This window comes from Bacillus crepusculi (assembly GCF_014764715.1).
In the GTDB taxonomy this organism is placed as follows: Bacteria; Bacillota; Bacilli; order Bacillales; family Bacillaceae; genus Bacillus.
In genome coordinates, this window is record NZ_JACXXE010000003.1 from 382890 (window position 1) to 396160 (window position 13271).

Sequence of the window (13271 nt, forward strand, 5' to 3'; positions counted from 1 at the left end):
TTCCTTTCAACAAGTGCAAGAAAGCCGACCTTTATTTACGTGTCTATATCAATACGATAGGTTTCAAACCAATGATGAATCTGCGCCAGGTGCGCGATTAGCTGCGGGCCCTTCATAAGCTGGCCATACCAAGGCACTTGAAAGGAAGCCCCTTCGGTTTCAATTAGCTGTTTCAATTGGTGGGGATCTAAAAATTCATGAAGCACAGAATCCTTTTGCAGAAGGCAATCTGTTAGCATCTCTTTCACAGCCTGGGTGTAGGCTGGATGATGCGTTTTGGGGTAAGGACTCTTCTTGCGATAAAGCACTTCATTCGGTAAAATTCCCTCTAATGCTTTTCGCAAAACCCCTTTTTCACGATTTCCATGCATTTTCATTTCCCAAGGAATATTCCACACATATTCAACAAGGCGATGGTCTGCAAATGGCACACGCACCTCAAGACTTGCGCCCATACTCATTCGATCTTTTCGATCTAGCAGTGTGGTCATGAACCAGACCATATTTAAGTAAAAAAGTTCTCTCCTGGCTTTTTGCACTCCAGTTTCTCCATCTAAAAGAGGTGTTTCTGCCACGGTTTCTTCATATTTGCTTTGTGCGTATTCCTTCAGTGATAGTTTCTTTTGCCACGAGTCTTGAAGAAGCTGCGTTCTAGCTTCAGTCGATCTCATCCATGGAAAACCATTCGTTTCATTTGCCATATGAAACCACGGATAGCCTCCAAAAATTTCATCAGCACATTCACCTGATAATCCGACAACGAAATCCTTTTTAATTTCTCGGCAGAACCACAGTAACGACGAATCAATATCTGCCATACCAGGTAAATCTCGAACTTCAACCGCTTCCTTCAAATAAGAAGCCAGCTCTTTTTGCCCAATAACACAGCTGTGGTGATTCGTTTGAAAGGCTTTGGTCATTTGATCAATCCAAGGACCGTCAGCATTCGGCTGGAATTGACTTGCCTCAAAGAATTGATCATTCCCTTCGTAGTCAACGGAATACGTATGAAGCGGCGCTTTTCCTATTTGCTCAAAGTGCTTAGCAGCGATGGCCGTAATGGCACTAGAATCGACGCCGCCAGATAAGAATGTACAAACAGGCACATCAGAGACGAGCTGTCTTGTGACAGCATCTGTAAAGAGATGTTTAACGTGCTGGGCGGTGTCATCAAGTGAGTCTGTATGCCGCTCGCTTTTGACATTCCAGTACCTCCACACACGCAGACCATCTTTTGAAAAAGTCAAAGCATGTGCAGGTCTCAGCTCTTTTACACCTTTAAAAACCCCTTGCCCCGGTGTTCTAGACGGTCCTAAGCCAAAGATCTCCGATAACCCCTCATGATCAACTTTTGCTTTTATCTCAGGGTGAGCAAGGAGTGCTTTAATTTCTGAACCAAATAAAAAGGAATGATGACGTTCTGTATAGAAAAATGGCTTGACGCCGAGCCGGTCTCTCCCTGCAAATAATAATTCACGCTCACTATCCCAGATCACAAATGCAAAAATACCATTAAAATGGGTGACACACTCTTCCTTCCATTCTGTGTAGGCGTGAAGAAGAACCTCTGTATCAGAATGCCCTAGAAACCGGTGCCCCCTTTTTAATAACTCTTTTCTAATATCCTCCGTGTTATATAGCTCTCCATTGTATACAACCGTATAAGCATGGTTTTGATGTGTATATGTCATCGGCTGCTTTCCGCCTTCTACATCTACAACCGCTAACCTTTTATGCCCGAAAAGAACGTGCTCACTTTTCCACGTATTTGTATCATCTGGCCCTCTTTTAGATAATGTATCTGTCATTTGATTGATTACATGATCCTGTTGGATGAGCTGCTTTTTAAAGTCTGCCCAGCCTGTTATTCCACACATCATCATCAGCTCCCATCCGTTTTTCATCAAGTGTTCTCATTCAGCCTTTCTTAGTTTATGCATCGTCACCTTGATAGTTGATTTGTCCTTTTTTCCCGGCGTATAGGACAAGCATCTTTTGGTAAGAAAGGAAAGAGGAAAGGAGCTTTTGCACATGGAGAAACGAATGAAACATCTTGAGCGCTCTAGCCGAAGATGGTGTAACGGGTATTTACTAATTGAAAATGGGCATTGTCTGATCGAAGATGAAGAAGGAGAGATCATGCTGCCAGAAAGTCTTCAAAGCACGATGATCTATTTGAAAGAAAATGACCGATGGACAAAAGGAGAATTGCTTGGGTCTATGATTCTCCATGAAAACGGACAGTTGCTGGAGGTACAAGGCGGTGAAATGATTCAGTATACAGCGTCTCTTGCCAAGGGATGGCTTGACTTCCTCATGTTCGTACCTGAAAACGTCTTTTATCAAATCATTGAACAAGTAGAACAGCTTGGCTTTTCCGTCTACGATTGTGTTTTCTCCTCCTTTCATTCTTTTCAACGCGTCTCTTTCTTTCAGTTTTCGGCAGATACACAATCACTTGCACTCCAATGTCATCATGAGCCTGCCGCAGATCACATACGTTTGGAATGGACCACTTCTGACGGTCAAAGATCTGTTTCACAGTTTGATGCCAAATAAAAAAGGGCACTGCTTCGAATAAGCAATGCCCTTTTTCGTTTAAAAAATATGAAAACCGATCGGCAGGCGTAAGCCGAGAAGAATGGTCACAATCGCAAACACGATAAAACCAATCAACACACCCGTCACTGATTTTCCTTTTTTCTTGCGGACAAGAACCATTTCCATGAAACCGATCACAAGGATACCGAGGACCATTTTTCCAATATACTCGCCCCCGAAACCTGGAATTTTCATTCCTGTGCGAACATACAGCTCTACGCCCGTTGCAATAATGAGCAAGTAGAATAGTCTGACGATCATGTGCACAATTTTAGCACCTTTGTCGTTTTTACCTGCTAGAGCAAAGGCCACGAAGAATAAAATAATCCCTAACACCCACGCTGTAATATGTAAATGTGTTCCCATTTGTTATTTCCCCCTTTATCAGAACAAGTACCTTCACATCGTACCACGAAATAAGTCGAACACAAAACGACAATCCTGTGTCAGCATGCCCTTTATTTAACGCGATTCGAGAGCGTGCCAATCGGTTCAATCGTGATGTCAATACGATCTCCTGAAGCTAAAAACTTAGGCGGTTCAAAGCCTTTTCCAACCCCAGAAGGTGTACCCGTTGCAATGATGTCACCTGCTTCTAGTGTCATCCCTTTTGATAGAGTTGAAACAATGTCCTCAATCGGAAAGATCATTAGTTCCGTACTGGCAGACTGACGAACTTCTCCGTTTACCTTTGTTTCCACATGGAGCGCTCCATGATCCTCGATGACTGACTTATGAACGATATAAGGCCCCACCGGACAGGATGTATCTAAGCTTTTTCCTATGAAAAATTGTTTATGTTTTTTCTGCAAATCTCTTGCCGTCACGTCATTTAAAATGGTGTAACCGAATAGATAATCACGGACCTCTTCAGGCGCAATATTCCTCCCTGTTTTGCCCATCACGATGGCAAGCTCCCCTTCGTAATCCAATTCACTTGTCACATCTTCATGAAGGAGAATGTCCGCTTCGTGTCCAACCACTGAAGTAGGTGCCTTTGTAAAAATCATGACGTCTTTAGGAATATCTGCCGCACTTCCCATCTCCATGACATGATCTTGATAATTTTTCCCAACACACATGATGTTTTTAGCCGGCTTTGGTATTGGTGCATGGAGTTTGACGTCCGAAAGCGGATATACATAAGAGCCGCGGTCTTCTTCTTTTTTCTCAGCCCAATCAAGGAGCTGTCTGACGTGTTCAACAAACTTGTCCCCCATGTTGATGCATTCAGCTAAAGAGTTTGGCAGTGTCTCCAGCTCAAATAATTTCGCCTCTGCCTTTTTGACGTCCATCACCCATTCATCATCAATGACTACCCCAGTAAACATTCTGCTGTGTATTTCACCTGTCAAAAACTTCATGTCTTCCCCTCACAATCTTCATTTCGCTAAGTTATGATGTCTCATTTTATTTCTCTACGAAATAAAAAAAACCCTTTTTTATCATACTCTCTTTTAAAAAGGGTTTCAAAATGATGACCTCATGTTTAGCGGTAGCGTCGATACTCCCACATATTCCCTTGATCCCATTTACGATCAACGTTTCCTCTGCTTCGAGAATGATGCTTTTTCTTTCCGCATCTTCGACAAGAATGACTTCGTCTGTGATGAGATCGTTTACGATGTGACTTGCGGCAGCTTTTCTTATGATGGGATCTGTGTTTGCTTTTGTATGATTTTTTACTTTTATACGACTTCTTGCTTTTGTATGATTTTTTGCTTTTGTACGATTTTTTACTTTTGTATGATTTTTTACTTTTGTATGATTTTTTACTTTTGTACGATTTTTTGCTTTTACATGGTTTCTTGCTCTTCACGCTTTTCTTCGAGCGATAACATTTTTTTGAGCGATAGCTTCTGTAGCTTTTTTTACTGCGGCGTGATTTACGGCGTCCGCCACCGCCAAAGAACCAATGACCACGACGTGAATGACGAGAACGAGCTGACTTGTGCGAACGTCTCGATTCTGGTTCACGATCTAAGTGATGATCACGTCCCTCACTTCGAAGTGAATCCACTGCATGTTCAATGTGTGAATGATCAAATGTACTCACGAACAATTCCCCTCCCAGTCTATGCTTTGACAAAACAAACAGACAAAACTGTTTATCTTCTCTGCTTTATGTTACGAGACTCGGTAGACAAGTGTTCTTGGCGAATGCCTCTTTCTTTCAAAATTCCATGAATACCTACCATCGGGTACAGGACATTCCTTCATTTTCATATAGTAAAAAAGAGCATAGGAGGCTGATGAATGTATGACAACAGAACCTTTAAAACAACTTGATATTTGGATTCACCCAAAAGATCTTATTGAATTGAGAAAAGACATATGGAACGACGAACCTGTCGAGGCCATTCTGAAAACCGGCCAGACGAAATCACATATTTATGCTTCATACCGTGGATCACACATTAGAAAGCTCAAAAAAAAGTCCTATCAAATTGAATATAGAAAACCAAAGCAAAGACAAGGCGAGGCCATCTTTCATTTAAATGCAGAATACAATGACCCTTCTTTTATTCGAAACAGGCTGTCCTTTTATTTTTTCGAACAAATGGGGGTGCTAAGCCCTGCCGCCTCTCACGTATTCCTGACCATAAATGGAAGGAAAGAAGGCATTTATTTAAAATTAGAATCCGTCGATGAGCTCTTTCTTCAAAAACGGCAGCTATCAGCAGGCGGTATTTATTATGCAGTAGATGACGATGCTAATTTCTCCCTTTTGAGTTCATTTGATAAAAAGCCTAAAAAACATCTTCTTCTCGGATACGAGAAAAAAATGGGTACATCAAGACATGACGAGCAACTGAGCGAATTTATTTATTTTCTCAACACAGCACGAGACGACACATTTGCAGAAAAAATTGAACAATACCTTGATGTGACACAATATTTCCGCTGGCTCATCGGTGTGGTGTGCACCCAAAATTTTGATGGTTTTGTTCATAACTACGCACTATATGTGAATGAACAAGGGAGGTTTCAAGTGCTTCCTTGGGATTATGATGCGACATGGGGCCGTGACATTCATGGAGAAGAAATGGCGTTTGATTACATCCCGGTAAGCGGATTTAATACATTAACCGCTAGATTACTAGATATTCCTTCGTTTAAGAGAGACTATTATGATCTTTTTCAGCATGTGCTAAATACACATTTTTCACAGGAACGTCTCTGCCCAATCATCGAGAAATGGCATGGCTCTATTGAGCAACGAATCGGGGACGATCCATATACGAAGGATCGACAGGAAATACTGCAATCAGAGCGAGAATTAATCCGTGGGTATATCAACAAAAGACGACGTTATTTACAGGCTGAGATTAGAAAAGAGACATTTGAAACGTAAGCAAGATTACGAATTTTGTCACATTATTACTCATATTGACGAAACAGCTTTTTTTATAGAAAAATAGGGTATACTAACCATATCCTGCTATTTGATAAAAAATGTGAGAGTTGGCGTCCGTTATGATCAATTATGAAATTGAACAAAAAAGACTACATTTAATTGAGACTGCAAAAAAATTCGGTATGAATGCTGAAGAAACCATCAGGTGCAGTCAAGAGCTCGACACACTCTTAAATAAAGGCATCAAATACACCGCTATAGATTGCTCGAAAAAAGGGTAAGCCATACACCAAAATCCTCTCATCAAAAGCTTTCAAAAAGACAATCACACATTAAAAGACCCATCATAAGCTATGGTGAAACGCCCAAAAACAAAGCGCCCTAATTTTATAAAGGATGTGCACCGCTATGCCGGCTATTGTTGGAGCCTTTAAAGTAAATGCCGTCGGAACGAGCGGAGTCGTTCATGTTGGAGACTGCATCACCATTTCTCCAAATAGTCAGGTTAAAACGTTTGCTGGCGCAGGCAGTTTTAACACTGGTGATCAATTACGCATTAGCAACTATAAAAGTGTGACAAATACGTACGACAGTGATGTCATTGATCAACCGCTTGTTGGTAACTTGTAAGGAGTGAGAATCCGTTGAACTTCTATATTAATCAAGCGATACAAATTAATTATTTACGTGTAGAGTCTGTGAGTAACTCATCTGTTCTGCAAATTGGGAGTGCTGGTTCAATCAAGGCGCTTTCCAACCTGTATAACACAGGCAGCTACGTAGAATCAGCACCTGCCGCAGCAGGCTCACAAGGAATTGAAGAATCTCAAGGCGCAAGCACAGCACCTTTTGTACCGCTTCAGTCACCAACATCTTAAGTTCATCTGCAATCCCCGGAGGTGTATGACATGTATGACTATCAAGGCAACGCTTCGCAAATGTATGGCATCATTCAAAAGCAAACACAACAAATCATGATGCTTGAAAAAAGGCTTAACGAGCTTCAGCAGGAAATACAAATGATCAAAGATAAACCGACGACGAATATTGAACGGATTGATTATCAATTTGATCAACTGAAAATCGAGCGGCTGGAAGGTACATTGAATATCGGCCTCAATCCATCTGATCCAAACAGTGTTCAAAATTTTGAAGTGGGCCAAACAACAACCCCGGGAATTGGAATGATGCAGCAAGAAATGGCTGATCAATTTTTTAATCAAACACGCCAGCTTGTCGATGCATTCTTAAATGAAGAAGCACCAGAACTTCTTGAAGAACTAGAGCAGCGATATGAAGGCTCTCTTGATGAAAGCAATAAACACCATATCATTGAGGACATTCGAAAACAAATTGACAGCAGAATTAAATACTATGCGGGACAGCTGCCCCAACGGGAAGATATGACCCCGCTTCAGCGTTCAGAACAAATCGCTGAATATGTGAAACATGATGTAAAACGGGCAATTGAGCATTTTTTAGCCCATATTCCAAATGAAACGAAAGGAGAGGAAAACGGATGAATTTCACAGTTGTCAACCGCAACATCGAGACCGGAAGCATTAAAGTAGTTGGGGTATCGTCCTCTTCCCTATTTATCATCGGGGACACAGACCATGTACAGTTATCCTCGATTTTCGATACACCGCCAGAATCTCTTATTATTGGCCCGTTTGTTCCTCTAGCCCCTCGATAATGATAAAGCGCACATCTCAAGTGAAGTTCGCGAAGGTGAATTCTGTCGGGATTTCGAGTGTGGTTCAAATTGGTGATACACAGGAGCTATGCCCGAAGGTCAAGGTGTTAGCAGTTCAACGGACGGTTAGTTTGTTTTATGGCAATGAAGCAGAAAATTTAGAAGCAAAAGAATTTGAAGTGTATTATGAGCCAATTCCATTAATGCTGCCAGAACGAAAAGTTAGAACGGCATTTTACCATGAAAAGCCTGTCATTAAAGTTTCTTCGATACATGTAGAAGGGGTGTCATCCTCCTCTGTTTTGCAAATCGGCTCTACGTGTAGAATGGATGCCGTTGCGCGAGTGAAGCATATCAGGGAGTTATTTAGCAACGACGAAAGTCCGCCAAACTCACAAGTGGACCTACCTGCGCATATGATGGTGATATGACTTCGAATAAAGGATGTCGATTATGCCAGCAATTGTCGGACCCATTTACATTAACTCGATTTCTGGAGGCGTCGTAAACGTCGGTGACTCATTTTACCTTTCGCCTAAAAGTTCGTCAAAATCTGCTTTAGGCTCTGGAGCGGGGAATACCGGAGATTTCTTGATATTAAATAATGGCATTAGCGCCACCAACTATGTGGATCCTGACTTAAATGATCAGAATATGGTAGGCAATGCATAAAACGGCTCCTCTACACCCATTTCATTTAGAGGAGCGCTTTTTTATGCTTATTTCTTTCTGCGTTGTCTTGATTTTTTTGTTTTGACCAGCTTGCTTGCCGGCTGTTTTCGAATCCATTTGATGTATGGAACAAGCTTTTCGTCTTGTCTTAGCGCATCAAGGGTGTTCAAACGTGCGGCAAGCTCCTGGTTTGTATAAAGAGCATGTACTTGTTTATGGCAAGGGATGCAAAGGAAGGCAGTCGGTAAAAATGCCCCACCTTCTTCTCTTGGCGTTAAATAATGTTCCGTGAGCAGGACATCTTGTCTTCCGCATAGCTCACATAATCCAATCGTTTGCTTTGCCACCCTGTCATCACCTCAACATTTACATTAATTCCATTGATACCGTTGTCCCTTTCCCGCTTGGGTCTGCTGGGTGGACTATCAATTTCTTCGGCAGTCTCATCTTCAATTCTTCCACATGGCTGATCACACCAACTGCTAAATTTTGAGACTGTAGCTTCTCCAGGGCAGTAATCACCGTGTCAAGTAAATCTTGATCAAGTGTACCGAATCCTTCATCAAGGAAAAAGAATTGCAGCGGGAACTCACCTCTCAGCTGAATTTGTGCTGAAAGAGCAAGCGCAAGCGCAAGTGACGTCAGGAAGGTTTCTCCGCCGGATAAGCTAGACACCGGGCGTCTGACGCCTCCATTGGCATCATCACGCATCACAAAGCCGCCTTCTGAATCGACTTCAATCGCATACCTTTGTCTTGTCAAAATGCCAAGACGGGCTGATGCATCACGGCTGACACTTTCTAACTGTTCTTCTGCTAAGAACTCAACAAACGTATTCCCTTTAAAAACGGTTTGTAGCTTATCAAGCCGATCAATTTCTTGCTGCAGTTCTGCCAAGCGTTCATGAATACTTGCAAAACGCTGATGATTTTCTTCAATCACTCGTAGGTGTTCATGTGCAGACCCGCTCATCACTGTCGCTTCTTCCAGTGCTTTTTCTGCCGCTTCTTTTCTTAATTGAATATCTGCCCACTGCTCTTCATCTAGCGACTCATCTTTCAGCAGTTCAGAAATTCGCTTTAAGTTTGCTGCACATTGTTTTCTTTTATCCTCAAATTCCTCAATTTTCTGTTTGACGGTCTGACGTTCTGCTTGATCCATAAAAGCAGCCTCAATCTCCTGCGGCTGATGAAAAGGAGAGGACTCTGTTTCTTTTTGCCATGCTGCTTCAGCTTCTTGTTTTCGCCGTTTAACCTCTAGGAGTTGACGCTCACTGCTTGAAAAATGGCTTTGCGCCTCACTAAACAGCTCCTGCGCGTGCTTAAATTGCTGGTACGATTGCTGTTCTGTCTTATTTAGATGCGCAAGAGACTGTTCAACCTCAATGAGTTCATCAGAAATAGAGGCAGCGTTTAATGGATATCTCCCTATATCTGTTTCATATTGATGAATGAGTTGCTGCTGACTTTCTAGCTGATGTGCTAGTTTATCAAGCTCCCTCTCTAGGTCGTATATGGTTGTTTGCAGCTGCTCTTTCGCTTGCTGTTTTTCTTCCAAAAACGAAATACTTTTCTCAATACGCTCTTTATAGCCTTCTGCTTGTTGGTCCTTTTCATCGATTTGCTTTTGCATCTCTTGCACCTGGCTCAATGTAAAGTGCGGGAAGGACTGCTCAAATTGAGTTATTTGCTCTGAAAGATCAGATTGAAGCTCCTTGATCAGCACTTCTAAATCTTGGGTACGCTGCTGTTCAAATGTCAATTGATCTTCCATTTTGCTCATCTCTGCTGCTTGATCATGGGTTTCATCCATTAAACGAGCACGTTTACGTTCAACTTCTTGAATATCTTGTTTCATGCCTTTCCATTCTTGAATCAGATGATGCAAGGACTGCGGGTGTTGCACTGACTCTACTGCTGCAGCTACTTCCGCACCGGGGGCTTTTTGAGATAAAAAGGCGAACTGCTTCACTAATTGATTGGCATGCGTTTCTAGCAGCTGCTTTGCTGCATACATATCTCTTGCATATTCCTCTGCTTGCTTGAGCTCTTTGTCTATTCTTTGAATGACTTCATCGATTTGAGCAACGGTTTCATCATGGTCATTGGTTACCGCTGCCTTTGGATCATGATGAATTGATCCACAAACTGGACATGGCTCACCATCTACTAGCTCTGCCGCTAATTCTTTTCTCAATTCTGCTGCCCTTACAGCATCACGCTGTTTTAATTTTTCGCGCTTGTGATTTTGTTCTCTCTTACTCCATTCAGTAAGAGCTCGTTCAAATTCACATACATAAAAATAGAGTTGTTCAATTGCTTGAAACGACTGGTCTATTTTTTCATGATGGTCTTTTTGCTGTTTTTGAAGCTTTTCATATGCTTCTGCAGCCTGTGAGGATCGCTTTTTCAGCTCCCCAATCTTTTGTTCTTCCTTTTGAATGCTCTGCTTGATTCTTTGAACATTTTCACTTAAACGCAAAGCCTCTTGTACACTTTTTCGCTCTTTTACAGAGACTTGTAATGACTCCAGCTCGCGCTTTAGCTGTGTTTGTTTCGTCAGTGCACGCTCTAATAGTGATTGAAGATTCTCTGCTTCTGCTTTTTTGTGTATCAATTGCTGCGCTTTTTCATTTTTTTGCTGCTCGAGTGTCGTCTTTTCATGAAGGACCGCTTCTTTTTTTCGTTCAATTTCCTTTAATTGAATCAGCTGTTCTTTCTTTTGAAGCAGCGCTGGCTCAGTCTCTATTTTTTTCTGCCGGGCCCGTTCATACTCCTGCGTCCTTTGATCATAGATCGTTCGTTGATGAATTAGCTGTTTTTCTGCTTCCTGCTTCTCTTTTGACGCTTGAGAAAGCTGCTTTTCAGCCTTTGTTAATGCATCTGCATAGGGTTTTAATGTCTCTGCTTGCTCCGCGATGTTGAGTTGAGTTTTTTTCTCTTCCATGGCTGGAAGCAACAGGTTGAGCTTGTTTTTTTCCGTTTCATATGCCTCTTGTTCTTTTTGATACTGCCAAATCGTTTGCGCCTTTGTAAAAGCAGTTAACGCTTCGTCCCGCATCTGTTTTTTTTCATGAAAAATAGCCTTTGCCTGCTCAGCGGTTTTCTTCGCTTGTGCTAATGCCTCTGGGCCAGCTTCTCCTAAACCATTCAGTTCAGCCAGCAGTTCATTTTTCTGGCCATACTGGTTCTGAGCGGTCGCCCGCAAACGCTTGACGAGCTGATCACCATATTTTTCTAGGTTAAACAAACGCTGAAGCATTTGGCGTCTGTCGGCTCCTTTCAAGGAAAGGAACTCTGCAAACTTCCCTTGTGGTAAGACAACCGCTCTCGTAAAATCATCAATTGTTAATCCAAGTAATTCTTCTATTTTACGATTGACCTCACTCGCTTTATCTGCAAGAACTGTCTGCGTATCACTGATTTCAATCAGTCGACATAATGTCGTTCTGACTTTCATTTCATCTGCCCGTTTGAAAGCACGTTCGACTTTATAAGAAATGTGATGCTCCTTTTGCAAAGCGAACGTAAAGGAAACTGACAATTTTTCTTCAGCTTGGTTCAAAATACCGTGTGTATTATTTAACGCACGTTCGACTTTGCCGTAGAGTGCAAGAGTCATGGCATCTAATATGGATGACTTTCCGCTTCCTGTCGGTCCAAAAATACCAAACACCCCTGCATCACATAAAGAGCTAAAGTCAATGGTTTGTTCTTCTCTGAAGCTATGAAGTCCTTTAATGGTTAGCGTGATCGGCTTCAAGTCGCTTCCTCCTCTTGCATTTCATTGGCAAGCTCTAAAAACAGCTTGACTGTTTTTTCATCAGGAAGACCGCCACCTGTCTGGCGTTCATAAAATTTAACGAACCGCTCTTCGATTGAGAGCTTTTGCACTTGTTTTTGTTCTTCTATTTTCTGCAATTCTTTAAATTTTGGTCTAATATGGACAAAACCACTATGCTGCTTTCGGAGCTGATGAATCTCTTCAATGGATAGCTGATCTGTTAAATGAATCTCTAAATCAATCCAGGCATGAAGATCACGTTTCTCATCTAGCCACTCGTGTACTTGACTCAGTCCCTCAGTCGCCTTCCACTTTACAAGTGGTTTGCCGCTTGATAAAAGCACTTCTTTCCAGCTGGCTTTTTCATTAGGCTTTGCATCTACAATCGTGACTGATTTGGCATAGCCTGATTCTGAAAAGCTATAAGCAAGCGGTGATCCAGAATAGCGGGCAATCGTTTTGGCACGTTTGATTGTTTGCGGACGATGCAAATGACCAAGCGCGACATAACAAGCGGCTTCTGGCAGGCTTTCAGCCGCAACGGTATATGCACCTCCCACTTCAATCGGTCTTTCTGAATCTGTTTGACTTCCTCCAGCCACATAAATATGACTTGTTGCGATATTGACCGTATCAGCTTGGAATTGAGCACTTAAATGTTGAAACGCTTGTTGTATTTTTAAATTGTAATGATCACGAAGCAGTTTCTCTTCAAATGTTTCAGACAGCACTTCGTTTAGCCTCGCTTCGGACGGATAAGCAAGTGCTGCAATCGATAGACGTTCACTTGCAGAAGGAACATCAACGCGGATTATGTCATTTGTCGGATAGCCAATTAAATGAATCCCCTGATCATTTGTTAAAGGTGATGCGGCTGATAAGCGATCTGGATTATCATGGTTACCTGAGATGACCACAACCTGACGCTTTCCTTTATCAGATAAAGCAGACAAACTTTCATAAAAAAGCTGTTCTGCTCTAGCAGGCGGGTTCACTGTATCAAAGGCATCACCAGCCATCACAATGACATCAATTTGTTCGTCTTTGACGATTTGATACAGTTCATCTAAAAACTGAGCTTGTTCGTCAAGACGGCTTCGGCCTTCAAGGGTTTTCCCTAAATGCCAATCCGCTGTATGCAGAATCCTCATAGGATTCACC

The 13271-nt window shown here is 42.1% G+C and carries 16 protein-coding genes; 9 read left to right on the forward strand and 7 right to left on the reverse strand.

Annotated elements, in window-relative coordinates; all coding sequences use genetic code 11:
- Positions 1-35: 35 nt before the first annotated feature.
- The gene (asnB, locus tag IEE86_RS08780; RefSeq protein ID WP_191096928.1) at positions 36-1877 is read right to left on the reverse strand and encodes an asparagine synthase (glutamine-hydrolyzing); all 1842 of its coding nucleotides are present in this window, start codon (positions 1875-1877) and stop codon (positions 36-38) included.
- 154 nt (positions 1878-2031) lie between these two features.
- Between asnB and IEE86_RS08785 the strand changes: the two genes are divergently transcribed.
- Positions 2032-2559 carry a DUF2777 family protein gene (locus IEE86_RS08785; RefSeq protein WP_191096860.1) on the forward strand — a complete coding sequence of 176 codons (528 nt, stop codon included), beginning with the start codon at positions 2032-2034 and terminating at the stop codon, positions 2557-2559.
- Between the two features lie 39 nt (positions 2560-2598).
- On the opposite strand, the gene IEE86_RS08790 is transcribed toward IEE86_RS08785, so the two are convergent.
- The 3 genes from IEE86_RS08790 to IEE86_RS19660 all read right to left on the reverse strand — a co-directional run bounded on the left by IEE86_RS08790 (position 2599) and on the right by IEE86_RS19660 (position 4657).
- On the reverse strand, positions 2599-2967 hold the full coding sequence (locus tag IEE86_RS08790; RefSeq protein WP_191096861.1) for a YisL family protein: 369 nt from the start codon (positions 2965-2967) through the stop codon (positions 2599-2601).
- Between the two features lie 92 nt (positions 2968-3059).
- A complete protein-coding gene (locus IEE86_RS08795; RefSeq protein WP_191096862.1) occupies positions 3060-3965 on the reverse strand; it encodes a fumarylacetoacetate hydrolase family protein in 906 nt (301 codons plus the stop codon).
- Between the two features lie 125 nt (positions 3966-4090).
- Entirely contained in the window at positions 4091-4657 is a 567-nt protein-coding gene (locus IEE86_RS19660) for a CotG/ExsB N-terminal domain-containing protein (protein ID WP_411955687.1), read from the reverse strand.
- A gap of 204 nt (positions 4658-4861) precedes the next feature.
- Here IEE86_RS19660 and IEE86_RS08800 point away from each other — a divergent pair, with 204 nt between their 5' ends.
- The 8 genes from IEE86_RS08800 to IEE86_RS08835 all read left to right on the forward strand — a co-directional run bounded on the left by IEE86_RS08800 (position 4862) and on the right by IEE86_RS08835 (position 8327).
- Complete coding sequence (locus IEE86_RS08800) at positions 4862-5956, forward strand: CotH kinase family protein (RefSeq protein WP_191096863.1); 1095 nt, start codon at positions 4862-4864, stop codon at positions 5954-5956.
- A 122-nt stretch (positions 5957-6078) separates the two neighbouring features.
- The gene (locus IEE86_RS08805; protein ID WP_191096864.1) at positions 6079-6240 is read left to right on the forward strand and encodes an aspartyl-phosphate phosphatase Spo0E family protein; all 162 of its coding nucleotides are present in this window, start codon (positions 6079-6081) and stop codon (positions 6238-6240) included.
- A gap of 127 nt (positions 6241-6367) precedes the next feature.
- Positions 6368-6589: a spore germination protein gene (locus IEE86_RS08810; protein ID WP_003211745.1), complete on the forward strand. Its 222-nt coding sequence runs from the start codon at positions 6368-6370 to the stop codon at positions 6587-6589.
- Between the two features lie 14 nt (positions 6590-6603).
- Entirely contained in the window at positions 6604-6837 is a 234-nt protein-coding gene (locus tag IEE86_RS08815; protein ID WP_191096865.1) for a spore germination protein GerPB, read from the forward strand.
- A gap of 30 nt (positions 6838-6867) precedes the next feature.
- A complete protein-coding gene (gene gerPC / locus IEE86_RS08820) occupies positions 6868-7482 on the forward strand; it encodes a spore germination protein GerPC (protein WP_191096866.1) in 615 nt (204 codons plus the stop codon).
- Positions 7479-7655: a germination protein GerPD gene (locus IEE86_RS08825; RefSeq protein WP_003210893.1), complete on the forward strand. Its 177-nt coding sequence runs from the start codon at positions 7479-7481 to the stop codon at positions 7653-7655. The genes gerPC and IEE86_RS08825 overlap by 4 nt, the downstream gene beginning before the upstream one ends.
- Positions 7655-8086: a spore germination protein GerPE gene (locus IEE86_RS08830; protein WP_191096867.1), complete on the forward strand. Its 432-nt coding sequence runs from the start codon at positions 7655-7657 to the stop codon at positions 8084-8086. The genes IEE86_RS08825 and IEE86_RS08830 overlap by 1 nt, the downstream gene beginning before the upstream one ends.
- Positions 8087-8108: 22 nt before the next feature.
- Positions 8109-8327, forward strand: coding sequence for a spore germination protein (locus IEE86_RS08835; protein WP_003211468.1), 219 nt, complete (start codon positions 8109-8111; stop codon positions 8325-8327).
- A 47-nt stretch (positions 8328-8374) separates the two neighbouring features.
- Here IEE86_RS08835 and IEE86_RS08840 read toward each other — a convergent pair whose 3' ends face one another.
- From IEE86_RS08840 to sbcD, 3 genes are read right to left on the reverse strand one after another with little or no spacing between them, the layout of a single operon-like run.
- Positions 8375-8674 (reverse strand): HNH endonuclease, encoded by a 300-nt coding sequence (locus IEE86_RS08840; RefSeq protein ID WP_191096868.1) that lies wholly within the window; start codon positions 8672-8674, stop codon positions 8375-8377.
- Between the two features lie 19 nt (positions 8675-8693).
- Positions 8694-12089 carry an exonuclease subunit SbcC gene (sbcC, locus tag IEE86_RS08845; RefSeq protein ID WP_191096869.1) on the reverse strand — a complete coding sequence of 1132 codons (3396 nt, stop codon included), beginning with the start codon at positions 12087-12089 and terminating at the stop codon, positions 8694-8696.
- A complete protein-coding gene (gene sbcD / locus IEE86_RS08850; protein WP_191096870.1) occupies positions 12086-13261 on the reverse strand; it encodes an exonuclease subunit SbcD in 1176 nt (391 codons plus the stop codon). The genes sbcC and sbcD overlap by 4 nt, the downstream gene beginning before the upstream one ends.
- Positions 13262-13271 lie beyond the last annotated feature (10 nt).

Coding starts and splice junctions, on each gene's coding strand:
- asnB (WP_191096928.1), bottom strand. CDS start 1,877: ATGTGTGGAATAACAGGCTGGGCAGACTTTAAAAAGCAGCTCATCCAA.
- IEE86_RS08785 (WP_191096860.1), top strand. CDS start 2,032: ATGGAGAAACGAATGAAACATCTTGAGCGCTCTAGCCGAAGATGGTGT.
- IEE86_RS08790 (WP_191096861.1), bottom strand. CDS start 2,967: ATGGGAACACATTTACATATTACAGCGTGGGTGTTAGGGATTATTTTA.
- IEE86_RS08795 (WP_191096862.1), bottom strand. CDS start 3,965: ATGAAGTTTTTGACAGGTGAAATACACAGCAGAATGTTTACTGGGGTA.
- IEE86_RS08800 (WP_191096863.1), top strand. CDS start 4,862: ATGACAACAGAACCTTTAAAACAACTTGATATTTGGATTCACCCAAAA.
- IEE86_RS08805 (WP_191096864.1), top strand. CDS start 6,079: ATGATCAATTATGAAATTGAACAAAAAAGACTACATTTAATTGAGACT.
- IEE86_RS08810 (WP_003211745.1), top strand. CDS start 6,368: ATGCCGGCTATTGTTGGAGCCTTTAAAGTAAATGCCGTCGGAACGAGC.
- gerPC (WP_191096866.1), top strand. CDS start 6,868: ATGTATGACTATCAAGGCAACGCTTCGCAAATGTATGGCATCATTCAA.
- IEE86_RS08825 (WP_003210893.1), top strand. CDS start 7,479: ATGAATTTCACAGTTGTCAACCGCAACATCGAGACCGGAAGCATTAAA.
- IEE86_RS08830 (WP_191096867.1), top strand. CDS start 7,655: ATGATAAAGCGCACATCTCAAGTGAAGTTCGCGAAGGTGAATTCTGTC.
- IEE86_RS08835 (WP_003211468.1), top strand. CDS start 8,109: ATGCCAGCAATTGTCGGACCCATTTACATTAACTCGATTTCTGGAGGC.
- sbcD (WP_191096870.1), bottom strand. CDS start 13,261: ATGAGGATTCTGCATACAGCGGATTGGCATTTAGGGAAAACCCTTGAA.